Annotated in this window: 13 protein-coding genes; 9 read left to right on the forward strand and 4 right to left on the reverse strand. The window is 40.9% G+C overall.

Annotated elements, in window-relative coordinates:
• Positions 1 to 27: 27 nt before the first annotated feature.
• From N475_RS01005 to arcA, 4 genes are all read left to right on the forward strand, one after another.
• On the forward strand, positions 28 to 1,065 hold the full coding sequence (locus N475_RS01005; RefSeq protein ID WP_063364540.1) for a methyltransferase: 1,038 nt from the start codon (positions 28 to 30) through the stop codon (positions 1,063 to 1,065).
• 145 nt (positions 1,066 to 1,210) lie between these two features.
• Complete coding sequence (locus N475_RS01010; RefSeq protein ID WP_063356697.1) at positions 1,211 to 2,830, forward strand: sensor histidine kinase; 1,620 nt, start codon at positions 1,211 to 1,213, stop codon at positions 2,828 to 2,830.
• Positions 2,830 to 3,357 (forward strand): YfiR family protein, encoded by a 528-nt coding sequence (locus N475_RS01015; protein WP_063356698.1) that lies wholly within the window; start codon positions 2,830 to 2,832, stop codon positions 3,355 to 3,357. Before N475_RS01010 ends, N475_RS01015 begins: the two co-directional genes overlap by 1 nt.
• Positions 3,358 to 3,464: 107 nt before the next feature.
• Entirely contained in the window at positions 3,465 to 4,190 is a 726-nt protein-coding gene (arcA, locus tag N475_RS01020; protein WP_023399731.1) for a two-component system response regulator ArcA, read from the forward strand.
• A gap of 7 nt (positions 4,191 to 4,197) precedes the next feature.
• Here arcA and arcB read toward each other — a convergent pair whose 3' ends face one another.
• Positions 4,198 to 6,525, reverse strand: coding sequence for an aerobic respiration two-component sensor histidine kinase ArcB (arcB, locus tag N475_RS01025; RefSeq protein WP_063364541.1), 2,328 nt, complete (start codon positions 6,523 to 6,525; stop codon positions 4,198 to 4,200).
• A gap of 260 nt (positions 6,526 to 6,785) precedes the next feature.
• On the opposite strand from arcB, the gene folE2 reads away from it, so the two are divergent.
• From folE2 to N475_RS01045, 4 genes are all read left to right on the forward strand, one after another.
• Complete coding sequence (gene folE2 / locus N475_RS01030) at positions 6,786 to 7,706, forward strand: GTP cyclohydrolase FolE2 (RefSeq protein WP_063356700.1); 921 nt, start codon at positions 6,786 to 6,788, stop codon at positions 7,704 to 7,706.
• A gap of 105 nt (positions 7,707 to 7,811) precedes the next feature.
• Entirely contained in the window at positions 7,812 to 8,402 is a 591-nt protein-coding gene (locus N475_RS01035) for a DUF2726 domain-containing protein (protein WP_063356701.1), read from the forward strand.
• Positions 8,403 to 8,522: 120 nt separating this feature from the next.
• Positions 8,523 to 9,230, forward strand: a complete 708-nt coding sequence (mtnN, locus tag N475_RS01040; RefSeq protein ID WP_063356702.1) for a 5'-methylthioadenosine/S-adenosylhomocysteine nucleosidase — start codon at positions 8,523 to 8,525, stop codon at positions 9,228 to 9,230.
• Positions 9,231 to 10,175 carry a cobalamin biosynthesis protein CobD/CbiB gene (locus N475_RS01045; RefSeq protein WP_063356703.1) on the forward strand — a complete coding sequence of 315 codons (945 nt, stop codon included), beginning with the start codon at positions 9,231 to 9,233 and terminating at the stop codon, positions 10,173 to 10,175.
• 35 nt (positions 10,176 to 10,210) lie between these two features.
• Here N475_RS01045 and tyrS read toward each other — a convergent pair whose 3' ends face one another.
• Entirely contained in the window at positions 10,211 to 11,410 is a 1,200-nt protein-coding gene (tyrS, locus tag N475_RS01050; RefSeq protein ID WP_063356809.1) for a tyrosine--tRNA ligase, read from the reverse strand.
• A gap of 151 nt (positions 11,411 to 11,561) precedes the next feature.
• Between tyrS and N475_RS01055 the strand changes: the two genes are divergently transcribed.
• Positions 11,562 to 12,896: a peptidoglycan DD-metalloendopeptidase family protein gene (locus N475_RS01055; RefSeq protein WP_063356704.1), complete on the forward strand. Its 1,335-nt coding sequence runs from the start codon at positions 11,562 to 11,564 to the stop codon at positions 12,894 to 12,896.
• 40 nt (positions 12,897 to 12,936) lie between these two features.
• Here the strand turns inward: N475_RS01055 and N475_RS01060 are convergent, their stop codons facing one another.
• Both N475_RS01060 and radA read right to left on the reverse strand, forming a co-directional pair.
• Positions 12,937 to 13,860 carry a YdgA family protein gene (locus N475_RS01060; RefSeq protein ID WP_063356705.1) on the reverse strand — a complete coding sequence of 308 codons (924 nt, stop codon included), beginning with the start codon at positions 13,858 to 13,860 and terminating at the stop codon, positions 12,937 to 12,939.
• 9 nt (positions 13,861 to 13,869) lie between these two features.
• Positions 13,870 to 15,240 carry a DNA repair protein RadA gene (radA, locus tag N475_RS01065; RefSeq protein ID WP_063356706.1) on the reverse strand — a complete coding sequence of 457 codons (1,371 nt, stop codon included), beginning with the start codon at positions 15,238 to 15,240 and terminating at the stop codon, positions 13,870 to 13,872.
• Positions 15,241 to 15,286: the final 46 nt, after the last annotated feature.

Below are 15,286 nucleotides of genomic sequence, written 5' to 3' on the forward strand. Positions count from 1 at the left end.
ACCAGTCCACCGATTTAGAGATACAGCATGCAAAAACTATCTAATCCTAGCCTTCTATTACTCCGTAACGAGGATGAGCTTACAGGTAACAACATACTGGTGATTAATCACAGTAATGATGGTTTTCTATCTCAACTGGCCGCCCTCAATCCAAATGCGCAGATAAATGCATTTAGCTACAACTTTGCTGATCACAAAGCAGTGTCTAAGGTAAACTCAGTTACTAGCTACGTTGACCACAGCTTACCTGAGCTTGAGCAACTCGATCTAGTCATCTATTACTACCCAAAATCAAAACCTGAAGCACAAATGATGTTCGCCAACATAAGAGCGGTTTGCTCATCGAGTACTCGCTTGCTCGTAGTAGGCGAAAACAAAGGTGGCGTAAAGTCTGCTGAAAAGCAACTAAAAGACCATGCTCAGGATTGTTTTAAACTCGATAGTGCAAAACACTGCATCTTGTATGAATTTAACCAGCTAACGCCTGAAAAGTGCTTTGATATCACGGATTATCATCAACAATTTAGCGTCAAAACGGCAGATCAAACATTTAATGCGATTAGTGTACCTGGTGTATTCAACCACGGAAAACTCGATATTGGTACAGAATTACTGCTCAATAACATTGACTTGCCAATCAAAGGGCAAGCATTAGATTTTGGCTGTGGTGCGGGAATTATCGCGACTTTCATGTTGAATAAGCGTCCCGAGCTATCAATGCATTGTTTAGATGTCAGTGCTCTTGCAGTCTACGCTTCAGAGCAGACATTAAAATTAAACGGACACAGTGGACGATTTATTTTGAGTGATGGATTGTCTGAAGTGACTGAAAAATATGACGCAATCATTAGTAACCCCCCATTTCATACGGGTTTAAGCACGGATTACAGCATCGCTGAAGCTTTTATTAAAAATGCCAAGCACATCATGAACAAGCGCGCTAGTTTGCAAATTGTTGCCAACAGCTTCTTGAAATACCAGCCTATCATAGAGCAACACTTTGGCGCATATCGCACTATCATCAAAAATACTAAGTTCGCGGTGTATCGAGCAGATAACGCTTAAAGCAGCCATTAGTGCGGCTGCAAAGCCGCTCCTAAATATACAACTAATTTACTAGTTCTGCGTAATTGTCCGCTTTTTTGTTAACTTACTTAACTAAGCTGCTAAACTAAGGATAGCTGTTAAGAGGTCCAACTATGAGCTCACAATGGGAAAACACGCAACAAAAACAAGTATAAGAAAAGTTCTAATCAGTGCAGTCATGCTGGTCACAGCGCTGTCGCTCTCTCTTTCCATCTCTATTTCTACATATTTAGATGTGAAAGAGCAAAAAAAGCTCATCGTAAATAAGCTGGAAATGATTGCTGAAATCATTGCATTTAATGCCCAGATAACATTGATATTTGACGATAGAAAAACCGAAGAAAAGCGCTTAAAGTCATTCAATAAAGTCGATTTAGTAAAAAACATTCATATTTACGCGATTGATGATGTAACCAATAAGCCCGTATTTTTCACAAGCTACAATGCCAGTAAAACCCCACCAGTCCCTCTGAAAGTTAATGATATTGAATCTCTCAAAGAGCCAAAAATATCAGCTGACTACGTTGAGCTGATTATTCCTGTAGAATATGAAGGTAAAATAGAAGGCTATGTTTACGTAAGAGGTGGGCTAGAGCGACTATCTCAGTACATCAACCAAAAAATACTGGTCGACATTGCGTTAACACTCTTTGTGCTATTGCTTGTGTTGCTGGTCGCCAGAGCAATCCAGAAGCGAATCGCAAACCCTATTGACTCTCTATCTTTATTGCTACAAGACGTATCTAAAAACCATAACTACTCAGCTAGGGCAACAAAGAGCGATATTGAAGAGCTTAACATGCTTGCGAACAACCTCAATATCATGTTGGCTCGTACACAAAACCAACTAGCTAGGCACCAAGCTGATAAACTCGAAATTAAACAACTAAATCAAAACCTAGAGGAAAAGGTTAACCAGCGAACCATTGCATTAAGAGAAGCAAACCAAGAGCTACTCAATACACTCGAGCGTATGCATCAATATCAGAATCAAATTGTCGAGAATGAGAAAATGGCATCGCTGGGCCAGATGGTTGCTGGTGTCGCCCACGAAGTTAACACTCCAATTGGGTTGGGTGTTACAGGTTCGACACTACTTCGAGATAAACTTGCAGATATCAGCGCTGCTTTTGATCAAAAGACGCTCACATCAAAGCAGTTAGAGCGCTTCATTCATGACGGTATTGAGAACCTAGACCTTATCTATCGCAATTTAAACCGCGCAGCTGAATTAATATCAAGCTTCAAAAAAGTGGCGGTAAGTCAAGATGTTGAAGTTAGCTCAGAAGTCAATATCAGTAAGCTTTTCAATGCCATTGTCCGTAGTATGCGCGCTGAGATGGACTTGAAAAATGTGACGTGGCAATTAACTTGCTCTGAGCAACTGACTATTCGCACCAAAGCCGGTTTACTACAACAAGTATTTGAACAACTATTATCTAATTCCTTGATCCATGGCTTTTTAGACTTAAAAGACAATCAAATCTCGGTCAATGTCGAGCTGAGAAATCAATCTCTTGAAGTTATATATATAGATAATGGCGTCGGTGTATCTACAGCAATCAAAAAGCGTATCTTTGACCCATTTGTAACCACCAAACGTGGAGAAGGTGGTAGCGGTTTAGGCATGCACTTAGTTTACAACTTAATTACGCAAGCACTTGGTGGATCAATAACCCTTTCAGAAGAGAATAAAACAGGAACAAAATTTATTATAGTTCTGCCTCTAAAAGGGGTAATTTAATGAAAATAATGTACCTAATAGCTGCATTTATTTTTATTTTTTGTAGTTTAAAAGTTGACGCAAAATCTACACATGAAATACGGTCGGCTTTTTTATATCAAATGGCAAAGTTGATCGATTTTCCGGAACAAAAAAATAAAAAAGCCACACGCTTTTGCTTTTATGATTTAAATCATGGTCCGGGGGCAATTTTAAATAAAAATAACAAGTTAAAAATACGTGGTAAGCCAATCGAAATAATAAAAATTGATATTTCCGACCCGTTCAGGGAACTTTCTAAGCGCTGTGATATCACATACATTGATGAAACAAAGGAAGATGATATACTATCCGCTTGGACCGATACAATTGCGTTGAACATGGTAACTGTAGGCGAAAGTATCGAATTTTTGGAAGGGGGTGGGATTGCGTCCTTGGTCCAAGAAGGGAGTAAAATTCGGTTATATATTAACAGACAAGAAGTTGCACAACATAATTTCAAAGTGCTCTCTAGGCTCCTCGCTGTTTCTAAGTTCTATCCTGACTGATTTTACTTGTTAACAATTGAATATACTCCTATAATCGTTAACATTCGGTTTTATTATATAACACCGAAGTTTTTGTAAATAAAACATTCCGAAAAGGTTAATTAATAATGCAAACGCCAGTCATTCTAATTGTTGAGGATGAAGACGTAACTCGACTGAACCTCGTTAGTTTATTTGAAGCCGAAGGTCACAAGGTAATTGAAGCCATTGATGGCGATGATATGCATGAAAAATTGACAGCAAATGACGATGTCAACTGTGTAATCATGGATATAAACCTACCTGGTAGAAACGGCTTAATCTTGGCTCGTGAGTTACGCCAGAAAAAAAATGTCGGCCTAATTTTCTTAACGGGTCGTGACAACGATGTCGATAGAATTTTGGGTTTAGAGATCGGTGCAGATGACTATGTCACTAAGCCATTCAACCCACGTGAGCTAACTATTCGTGTACGTAACCTAATTTCACGTACAGGCTCAACACCTGAAGAGTCAACTATCGACAGTAACGGTGTGATTACGTTTAACGGTTGGGAACTAGATGAAAATAGCCGCTGCTTGACTTCACCTACTGGTGAATCTAAGCGCTTACCAAAGGGTGAGTACAGAGCATTGCGTCTGATGCTTGACTCTCCAGGTCGCATCTTTAGCCGTGAACAACTAATTAAACACATGACTGGCCGTGAGCTTCGTGCAAACGACCGTACTGTTGACGTAACGATCCGTCGTATTCGTAAACACTTCGAAACTGACAGCAATACACCAGAGCTAATTAGCACTATTCACGGTGAAGGCTATCGTTTCATTGGCAAAATCGATAACACTCAACCGTAATCTATCGCTACGAGTTTTCAGCGAGTTTTGCAATTAATGAGTGAAGGGCAACCTGCCCTTCTCTTATTAATTCTTCAAGTTCTCCAATCCACGCTTCTCGCATTTCTTTATTAGAGTCTGTTGACTGCGTCTCCATTACTTTAGCATGTTGCTGAACTAGTTTTAGTCCAACAGAGCCTGCGGCCCCTTTCAGTTTATGCGCAACTGAGCCGTACTCTTCTTCATCACCGGCCTTGTTCGCCGCCTTTAACTCATCACAATAGGTTGGGTTTAATTTACCAAATAGCTCGCAACTGCGTTTGAAAGTGTCCACTCCCATAGACGACACAAAATCAGTGATTGTCTCTATGTCTAATAGGTTTCTTTCTACTTCTAGTACTTCAATTGCATCTTTATTACACGTATTGCTGTCCTCTTTCGCGCTATCGATACCAAACAGCTCCGCCAACATCTTATCTAATTTGGTTGTGTTGATTGGTTTAGCAAGAGCCCCTTGAATACTTATTCCTTGTAATTCCTGCTCAGCACTACGTACGTTTGCGGTCAGCGCTACGATGGGTAATGAATCAAAATGGCTGTCTTCACGAATTTGTCTTGCTACTTCATCACCGTTGAGATCTGGCAACTGCATATCTAATAGGATCAAATCTAACTCATCTTCCGTTTGTACCAAGGAAAGTGCATCTTCGCCTGTTTCAGCCCAGATAACCTCATGACCACGCTGCTCTAGAAGGTTAGTTGCGATTTCCGCATTAAGAGGAACATCTTCAACCAATAATATATAAAGTCCACGTCCAGCATAACTTTGCTGTTTTGGAGCACTACAAAGCTCTAAAGGTATCTCAACATCAAAGCGGCTGCCTTTTCCTGTTTCACTGCTTACTTCAATATTTCCTTTCATCGCGAGTACAAGCGCTTTAGTTACCGCTAAGCCTATTCCAGAACCAATCGCATTATTGCCCTCTGCATCTGGTGCTTTGTAATACATGTCAAAGATTTTATCTTGTTGATCATCAGAAATACCAACACCAGTGTCGATTATACTCATGGTCAGCCAAGGTCCACTTTCTCTATTCTCTCTTCGACATTCCAATGTCACACTACCGCGGTGAGTAAACTTAACAGCGTTGTTGATTAAGTTCCAAAGTACTTGACGCAAACGAGTCGGGTCCAATAATGCATAGATATCGAGCACACCCGTGCGCTTTATTTTAAACTCTAAGCCCTTTTGCCCAGCGATTAAATCTGAAAAGTTAACGACATCATTGATAAAGTCGGACACATTGATGCTGTCTGTTGCAATATCCAATTGTTCTCTATCAATTTTATCCAAATCAATAATATCATTGAAAATATTACCCAAGGTCTCAGCGCTAGAGAATACGGTGTTACACCAACTTTTTTGTTGTTGTGTCAACTCAGTATCTAGAAGCATACGCGTCAAGCCAACAATACCATTAAGTGGCGTACGCAGTTCATGGCTCAAGGTGGCAATAAATTTCCCCTTGTCTTTATATGCTGTTTCCAGTGCCTGTTCTGCTTCTTTACGGCTGGTAATATCACGTCCAAATGCTAATAACCCAATGTATTCCCCTTCATTATTAATAAAAGGTAGCTTTCGCATTTCAAACCAACGGTTTTCATCTTTCACAGGGTATTCAACATCCAATGAGAGGGTTTGCTGCGTCGAGCTTACTTGCTCATCTGTTTCCAGTACTTTTGGAACTATTTGTTCAGCGAAAATCTCATCTGCCGTTTTGCCGATAAGTCCTTCACTTTCAATGCCAATGACTTGTTCGAATTTTTTATTGCAGCCAGCAAAAACACCATGCTCGTCACGGTAATAAAATAAATCAGGAGAGGAGTCTACTATCGAGCGTAGCAGCATACTTTGCTGCGCAAGCTCTTGCTCTGCTTTACGACGTTCTGTAATTTCGTTGCGAAGCTCAGCAATTGCGCGATGCTTGGCATGTAACGCCATTTTTCTTTCGTCGATCTCATTGTTAAGGCGGTTAATATTATCTTTTAGGGTTTGGTTTAGCAGCTTTTCTTGCTGTGTTGCTGATTCTAAATACTCTTTTGAGCTCTCAAGTTGACGAATTGCAAATACCGCAACAGAAATTAGCAATGGCGAAGTGACTGCGGCAAAAATCACCACAGACAACACATTCACTAAGCTTACAGCGCCAAGTGCAACATAAAAGAACATACAGGATAAAACCAAAGACGCGATAAGCACTAATGCATATGCTATAGCGCCAGCTTTATGTTCACCGTACTTACGAACCAAATTGGAAAGAATTCGAGCCCATGACCCAAATGAAGAATCAAGCATAATAATAGTCACCTTGTTAACGCAGCTATTATACCTCAGCTGAACACATATGCGAGTGACCTAACACTGTAACTTTGTTGAATAATCTAAAATTCCAGTTGTATACCCGCTCAAGAATACCCTTAATATTTATGTGATAATGTATCAAAAACTGCACGATAGCCTATATTTTCTTTATGCAAAATCAGAATATCAACAGCAAAGCGTCTTGTTTTAGTGTAATATGCGAGCGTTTTAGGTCGTGATTAAAGAGAGTTTAAATGCCAACTTCAATGCCAGACATTGCGCACTGTGCAGATGCGCTAAAAACAGGAACTTTAGACTGGGTGGGAATGGGAAACATCGAGCTGCCCCTACAACTAGGTAGTAAGGGATTAAATGATACTCCCGTAACGGCAAAAGCCGATGCTTTTGTCAGCTTAGACAAAGCTGATGCTAAAGGCATCCACATGTCACGATTATTTTTAGCTTTAGATAAGTTGTCTTGTGAACAAACCCTGACACCCGTTACTCTAACAGCTTTACTTGACCAATTTTTGACAACCCATAAAGATTTAAGTCAATCTGCAAAGGTCGTTATTGCTTTTGAATTGCCACTGAGACGTGCTTCTCTATTAAGTGGTAAACAGGGTTGGAAAAACTATCCAGTGACCATCACAGCCGTATTAAAAGACAATCAAGTTAAATTAGAGCTTGCTGTTGATGTGACTTACTCTTCTACTTGTCCATGCTCTGCTGCACTTGCAAGGCAACTAATCCAAAATGCCTTTGAAGAAAAATTTGCTGGTCAACAATTAGATCATGAAACCGTAATTAACTGGTTAGGCACTACTGAGGGTATTGTTGCAACCCCGCATTCTCAGCGCTCAATCGCTAATATTAAAGTTCAATTACCACAAGATGAAGCTGAATTCGATATTCTTGGACTCATTGATTTAGTTGAACAGGAATTAAAAACGCCTGTACAAACAGCAGTTAAAAGAGAAGACGAACAAGAGTTTGCTAGATTAAATGGGCAAAATTTGATGTTTTGTGAAGACGCCGCCCGAAAACTAAAGGCACTCTTTAACACACAAAACTATCTCGATTTTTACGTCAAGATCAACCATTACGAATCTCTACATGCCCATGATGCCGTTGCATATGCAGTAAAAGGTATCCAAGGCGGCTATCAAGCCTAAACCCAATCAGCGAAGGTTTCTTAACCTTCGCATCTTCCCAAATTACTTTTCGGCACACTCCTTGCTTATTAAAAACAAAGTCAAATTGTTGTCGTGGAGTGATTTATGGAACTTACACTTTTAGCTATTTTAGCGCTCGTAGTAGTTGCCTCAATCGTAATTTCAAAATATACAGATGCGGGCGGAAATCCATATCCGTTCAATCGCAAAGATTCCGTTTTCACAACCGTTGAAGCCTCTTTTTTACAGCTTTTAGAACGAGCAGTTGGCGATAAATTTAAAATAGTTAGTCGAGTAAAACTAGTAGATGTCATCGAATGCAAGCCTGGCTTATCCAAAAAAGCCCGACGCTCTGCAATTACCAAAGCTCAGAATAAACAGCTCGACTATGTATTGGTCGACAAAAGTACATTAAATATTGTTGCCGCTGTCGACTTGGTGAACAATGCAAATAAAAATGGTCACAAGGCTCAAAAAGATTGGTTTGTCAGTGGAGCCCTAGAATCTGCTGGTATTCCCCATATCCGAATGAAAATTAAATCTGGCTACAAAAGCCCAGAAGTTCGGGCTGCAATACTATTTAAACTTGGTCAAAAACCAGAGCAAACCAAACCCGTTCGCAATCGCAGCTATAAGCCCGCTGTTCTGTCGCCTTCTCAAGCGAAAGCAGCAAGTACACAGCTTGCAGAGATCTAATCACCACCGATGCTGCCTGTAAAACAGGCAGCAATCTTTACAGATTTGCGTTGCTAAAATAATGCTTTCAAATTAAGAATGTATATAATGAGCAGTAACTAAATCTGTAAGAGACAAATTATGAAAATTGGCATTATCGGTGCGATGGAGCAAGAGGTCACAATTCTTCGTGACACAATGCAATCACCAAAAACACTTCAAAAAGGTGGTTTTACTTTCTATACAGGTCAATTGGGTGGCCATGAAGTCACTTTAGTTCAATCTGGTATAGGCAAAGTGGCTGCAACAGTTGCAACAACTCTTTTGATTGACAACTTTGCTCCAGACTGCGTCATCAACACGGGTTCAGCAGGCGGTTTTGAACCATCATTAAATGTTGGTGATATCGTTATTTCTGATGAAGTTCGTCACCACGACGTAGATGTCACTGCTTTTGGCTATGAGATAGGTCAAGTACCGCAGATGCCAGCTGGTTTTGCTGCTCACCCAGCACTTATTGAAGCTTCCAAAGAAAGTATTCATGCCGTAGATGGCATTCAAACAATGGTCGGCCAAATCTGTACTGGTGATTCATTTATGTGCGACCCTGTTCGAATTGAAAATACCAGACAAGCGTTTCCTAATATGCTCGCTGTTGAAATGGAAGGCGCGGCGATTGCACAGGCGTGTCACGTACTAAACACGCCTTTTGTTGTGATCCGTTCTATGTCTGATATTGCAGGTAAAGAATCCCCACAATCGTTTGAGGAATACTTAGAAGTCGCATCAGTAAACTCTTCTAAGTTAGTTGTTGCTTTGCTCGAAAAACTTCAACAGGTTTCTCTGTAAGTGGTCCTCCAAATATTGCAAGCCCAACAGGGCTTGCTGATATTTTACTTAGCCATCTTTTGCGCTTTTTACTTTAGGCCGTCTAATCTTTATCATCCAAATACGCTATTCACACTTATTTCGTCCAATTTGGCTAAACGAGTAGTCAAAAATGATAGTTCCCCAAGTCACAATAACCTATGTGGTGCATTGGCTTTTATATTGCCTATTTTAACGCTAGTGATCCTACTGTACGCCTTATCATTTATTTCATTTTATCCACAGTGGTTTGGCGGACTTATTTTATTTCTTTGTTTGGATACTCATTACGAGAAGCGCGTTCAAAGGGTGGCAAAATTATTAAAGGTCGGTCAAAAAGGCTCTGCAAGACAACTGTTGGAAACAATCGTTGTTCGTGATACCAAAAGCCTGTCGGAAATTGGGATTATTAAAGCAAGCTTGGACTCTCTAGCACTCAACTCTTTGAGGCAATTTTATTTAATTCTGATTTTTTACATCATTGGCGGACCATACCTAGCCCTTACATATAAACTCATGATGCTATGTGACCATAGTTGGCGCAAGCAATTAAGCCCAAACCACCCCTTTTTAAAACCCGTTCAACGAGCAATTTATGTGTTTGAGTGGCTGCCTCTGAGAGCGTTTGTGCTGATTATGTCCCTTGCTCAAAACTTTGCTAAAACACGGCATTATCTAAAACATTACGCACAGCATTATAGTAATACTCACTCAGGGTGGATCACTGCATTATTTGCTGCCAACCTCAATATACAACTAGCCGGGCCTCGCTTTTATCATGGCCAGCGTTTTGACAATATCCGCATAGGTAGTGATAGGCAACCTCAAGTAGAGGATATTCAACAAATGCTTAAGTTACAGGCGACAATGCGTTGGTTTTGGTTAGGGTTAACCGGCTTAATTTGGATGGGTCTAAACTTAGTGTAAGGCCAAGTAAATAATTTACTTGGCCCAAATGCGACTTAGCTTACAGTCACTTTTGCAAACTTACGTTTGCCTACCTGGTAAATTTCAGTGCTGCCTTTTGCTATTTCTAGCTTAGTATCTGTCACTTTCTCTTCGCCATTTAGCTTTACGGCACCCTGCTTGATCATACGCATCGCTTCAGACGTACTTGCAACTAATCCAGCCTCTTTGAGTAGGTTTGCAATTAATGTAGTCTCACCTTCAATCTCAATCGTTACTTCAGGGATATCGTCAGGTAACGCATTTTTCTGGAAACGCTTAATAAAGTCTTGATGAGCAGCTTGCGCATCGTCTTCACTGTGGAAACGCGCAATCATTTCTTTAGCAAAGTCGATCTTAATATCGCGAGGGTTACGACCACCTTTAACTTCTTCTTTCAAAGCTTCAATGTCAGCTAAAGACTTTGCACTTAGTAACTCGTAGTAGCGCCACATCAAATCATCAGAAATTGACATTACCTTACCAAACATTTCTGTTGGGGCATCTGTAATACCAATATAGTTGCCCAATGACTTAGACATCTTTTGCACACCATCAGTGCCTTCTAGCAATGGCATCATTAAGACAGTTTGTGGCTTTTGACCTTCTTCCTTTTGAAGTTCACGACCCATCAATAGATTAAAGCGCTGATCAGTACCACCCAACTCAACATCAGCCTCTAACGCAACTGAGTCCCAACCTTGCACTAGTGGATACAAGAATTCGTGAATTGCAATTGCTTGTCCGCCAGCGTAACGTTTTTTGAAATCATCACGTTCTAACATACGAGCAACTGTTTGACGCGATGCGAGCTTAATCATCTCTGCACTGCTTAATTTTTCCATCCACTGAGAATTAAACGCTACAGTTGTTTTCTCTGGATCCAAGATTTTAAATACTTGCTCTTTATACGTTTCTGCATTAGCAAGTACGTCTTCACGCGTAAGCGGCTTGCGAGTTACATTCTTACCAGTCGGGTCACCAATCATGCCGGTAAAATCACCAATTAAGAAAATAACCTCGTGTCCTAAATCTTGGAAAGTTTTTAATTTATTAATTAGTACTGTGTGGCCTAAATGCAAATCAGGTGCTGTTGGATCAAATCCTGCCTTAATACGCAACTTTTTCCCTGACTTTAATTTCTCTTTTAATTCATCTTCAACCAATATGTCTTCTGCACCGCGCTTTATCTCAGCAAATGCAGTTTCGATGTCCACCATTATTACTCCAACACAAAATTCAGTTTATCGCTCGATTCTAGCCTATATTTCACGGAGTTTAAATGCACAAAATACTGGTATTAACGCTTTATTACGTATATGCTGCACTATTATCCATAAAAATTCTTGACAGCGAAAAAGGCACGTTATGGTACCTGCAGTAAAGAAGCTACCCAAAAAACACAAATTGCTTATTGCAGGCTTACTAGCTGCAATGATTGGGATAGCCTTGATACCTTCAGAAAAGGCCACTGCCTCTAGAGATCATAAAGATGATGCGCTAGAAGTGGGCAAACGCTATGAGCTTCCAATCAAGGTGGAAGAACAACAAGAACAAATCACCGAATTAAGCGCAGAGCATACGCACTCCGAAGAGGAAGTTGACGTTGTCCATTTTGACTATGTAGATCATAAAGTTAGGTCTGGAGATAGTCTGGCAGTACTATTTAAAAGAGCAGGTTACTCTGCACAAACTCTACACAACCTCGTCAATACCAATGCAGAGACCAGAAAACTCACCAAAATTCATCCAGGTGAAGTACTCAGTTTTGCAAGCGATACACAAGGCAACCTTGCACAGCTGAAATACATTTTATCAAAAACAGATACGCTTTATGTAACGCGTACTGATGATAACAAATACGAGACGCAAATCACGAGCAAAGAAATCGAAACCAGAGAAGAAACGGCTGGTGGAAAGATCCGCTCTTCATTTTGGACTGCGGGAATTTCAGCTGGATTAACGCAAAGACAAATAATGAACTTTGCAAACATTTTTGGCTGGGATGTGGATTTTGCTAATGATATACGAGAAGGTGATACCTTTACCCTTGTTTATGAAACACACTATGTAGATGGTGAAGAGATTGGCAATGGCAAAATTATTGCTGCACAGTTCATAAACCAAGGTGATACGTACACAGCTATCAGACATACCAACGGGGAATTTTATACACCTGAAGGCAGAAGTATGAAGAAAGCTTTCTTACGTGCTCCGGTAAACTTCAAATACATCAGCTCTAATTTTAATCCTCGTAGATTGCACCCTGTAACTAAGCAAGTTCGTCCACACAGAGGGATAGACTACGCAGCTAAGGTTGGTACACCCGTTGTTGCAGCAGGTAATGGTAAAGTCACTAAAGCAGGTTACAACAGACTCAATGGTAATTATGTGTTTATTGAGCATGGCAGCCAGTACACAACAAAGTACTTACACCTACATAAAAAACACGTTAAAACAGGCCAAAGGGTTAAACAAGGCCAGAAGATTGGTACAGTTGGTGCAACAGGACGAGTAACGGGTCCTCACTTGCATTATGAGTTTTTGGTAAACGGAAAACACCGTAACCCAAGAACAGTGAAGCTTCCTAAGTCATTGCCGCTGCCCAAAGAAGAGCTTGCAAAGTTCAAGCCATTGGCTGATAGCATGCTAGCGCGCTTAGAGCGTAAACATGAACTGATGCTGGCCATGAATAACAACTAAAATTTACGGTAAAAAGGCGAGGAATTCCTCGCCTTTTTACTTATTTGCCAACCATTTTTAGTTTTAAAAATTGCTCTAAAGCTTGTGGGTCAGCAGCCAAAGGCTGAAGTTGCATACCCAGTTGCATTAAACTTGTCTGAGCTGGAAACTCCATACTCACTTCAAACGAATTTAACCCTGCAACGAATGCCTTAACCGCTTCTTTATTTACATCACTGGCAGGCACGGCATTAAGCTGAGAAGCTAGCATAGCCTGAAGCTGAGCATGGTCTAAGCCATTTTTTTGTAAAAGCTCATCAACTAATGATTTGAATTCTCCGCCATTATTCAATGAAAATGAAAACGACTTAGGTTGGAGAGCTTGAATTGCGCTGAGCATTTTGCTCTGCATTTGCAACTCTGCTTCCAAGTCCATCTCTCCTTGTTTATGCAATTTGTCAATTTCAAGCTGTAAGTTCATTGCCTCTTGGCTATTTGTCATATCAAAATTAACAGCAAAGTCCAGCAAGTTTTGCGCAGACGCGGCGAGCTTTATTTGACTATCGCCATTGCTCTCATCAAAGCTCAAAGAAGAAACTAAGTCATATTTTGCGCTCACCAAACTACTTGGCAGTACTGAAGCTTCAGGTGCGTTAGCCAACTCACTAGATAAAGACATACCTTTCACCACAAGCTCTGTGAATGGACTCACTTTATTCGCTGAATAGCCTTCGATAGACATGCTCTCAATATCAATCAATTGCTGCTCAGTTTCTTGAGACTTAAAAGACATTTTCTCAATTGTCACAGTATTACTGAGCAAACTATAATCGACATTTTCATAGCTTACATCAAAACCGGTCTGCTCAGAGAACTGCCCAACTTGTTGAGCAATAACATCATCTGCTCGCTTATTTGCATACCACTGTGCGCCAACCGCGCCACTTACTGCGATAGCTACGCCTGCTATGGCCACTTTATTCATATTGCTTCCTTAAAATAGAGCTTGTAGTGCATCGTTTAAGCTAGAAACCCCAATGACTTCCATACCTTCGATAGCTTCTTTTGGTTTATTTGCAACTGGAACAATGGCACGTTTAAAACCATGTTTAGCAGCCTCTCTTAGTCGCTCCTGACCACTTGGTACAGGACGAATCTCACCACCTAGACCAACTTCGCCGAATACAACCAGCTGCTTGTCCAGTGCATAATTTTTAAAACTTGATACCAGTGCAGTGATAAGCGCTAAATCGGCGCTGGTTTCATTTACTTTCACACCACCGACCACATTAACAAAAACGTCTTGATCTGCCACTTGCAAACCGCCATGGCGATGTAAGACCGCTAACAACATTGCTAATCTGTTTTGCTCTAAACCAACCGTTACGCGCCTAGGGTTTGCGAGCTGTGAATAATCTACCAAAGCTTGTACTTCAACCAACAGTGGTCGAGTTCCCTCCCAAATAACCATCACCAACGAGCCCGGTGTTTGCTCCTCACCACGGTTTAAGAAGATAGCAGATGGATTATTCACTTCCTTCAAACCTTGTCCTGTCATGGCGAACACGCCCAGTTCATTCACTGCACCAAAACGGTTTTTATTACCTCGTAATGTTCTGAAACGGCTATCACTGCTGCCCTCTAGTAATATTGAGCAATCAATACAATGTTCCAACACTTTAGGCCCTGCTAGAGTACCGTCTTTAGTCACATGACCAACCATCACAATCGCAACTTGGTTTTGTTTTGCAAAGCGCGTCAGATAAGCTGCGCTTTCTCGTACTTGAGAGACACTGCCAGGAGCCGATTGGACGTCCGTCATGTGCATAACTTGAATTGAGTCGATGACCATGATTGCAGGCTTCTCCCGAAGCGCTAACTGACAAATTGTTTCAACATTGGTTTCTGCCAATGTTTTCAGCTTATCAGTGGGAAGCCCCAAACGCTTCGCGCGCATCGCAACCTGTTGTAACGACTCTTCACCAGTGACGTATAAAGTCGGCATAGCTTGCGCAAGTAGGCACATCGTTTGTAAAAGCAATGTACTCTTCCCCGCACCCGGCTCACCGCCTATCAAAATAGCGCTACCAGGCACGACTCCACCACCTAAAACTCGGTCAAACTCTTTAAATCCAGTAGAGAATCGAGGCAAAGATTCAAGGTTTACTTCATCTAAAGTTTGAATTTTTGCCTCTACTACACCGGCATAGCCAGTAGTGCCAGCACTGCGAGGTGCGGCTTTCACAGAAGGTACACGAAACTCTGTTACAGTGTTCCAAGCTTTACATTCAGAACATTGCCCTTGCCAACGAGCAAATTCCGCTCCACAATCACTACATACAAATGCGGTTTTCTTTTTTCCCATAAAAATCAAGGCACAGTTATTGCTTAAAAGGAAAACCCCATTAAGC

The organism is Pseudoalteromonas luteoviolacea DSM 6061, from assembly GCF_001625655.1.
GTDB classification, from domain to species: Bacteria; Pseudomonadota; Gammaproteobacteria; order Enterobacterales; family Alteromonadaceae; genus Pseudoalteromonas; species Pseudoalteromonas luteoviolacea.

What these genes read in the sequence shown, in the direction of transcription:
- radA (WP_063356706.1), bottom strand. Translation starts at nt 15,240, where the DNA reads ATGGGAAAAAAGAAAACCGCATTTGTATGTAGTGATTGTGGAGCGGAA.
- mtnN (WP_063356702.1), top strand. Translation starts at nt 8,523, where the DNA reads ATGAAAATTGGCATTATCGGTGCGATGGAGCAAGAGGTCACAATTCTT.
- N475_RS01055 (WP_063356704.1), top strand. Translation starts at nt 11,562, where the DNA reads ATGGTACCTGCAGTAAAGAAGCTACCCAAAAAACACAAATTGCTTATT.
- N475_RS01035 (WP_063356701.1), top strand. Translation starts at nt 7,812, where the DNA reads ATGGAACTTACACTTTTAGCTATTTTAGCGCTCGTAGTAGTTGCCTCA.
- folE2 (WP_063356700.1), top strand. Translation starts at nt 6,786, where the DNA reads ATGCCAACTTCAATGCCAGACATTGCGCACTGTGCAGATGCGCTAAAA.
- N475_RS01005 (WP_063364540.1), top strand. Translation starts at nt 28, where the DNA reads ATGCAAAAACTATCTAATCCTAGCCTTCTATTACTCCGTAACGAGGAT.
- arcB (WP_063364541.1), bottom strand. Translation starts at nt 6,525, where the DNA reads ATGCTTGATTCTTCATTTGGGTCATGGGCTCGAATTCTTTCCAATTTG.
- N475_RS01015 (WP_063356698.1), top strand. Translation starts at nt 2,830, where the DNA reads ATGAAAATAATGTACCTAATAGCTGCATTTATTTTTATTTTTTGTAGT.
- arcA (WP_023399731.1), top strand. Translation starts at nt 3,465, where the DNA reads ATGCAAACGCCAGTCATTCTAATTGTTGAGGATGAAGACGTAACTCGA.
- N475_RS01010 (WP_063356697.1), top strand. Translation starts at nt 1,211, where the DNA reads ATGGGAAAACACGCAACAAAAACAAGTATAAGAAAAGTTCTAATCAGT.
- N475_RS01060 (WP_063356705.1), bottom strand. Translation starts at nt 13,860, where the DNA reads ATGAATAAAGTGGCCATAGCAGGCGTAGCTATCGCAGTAAGTGGCGCG.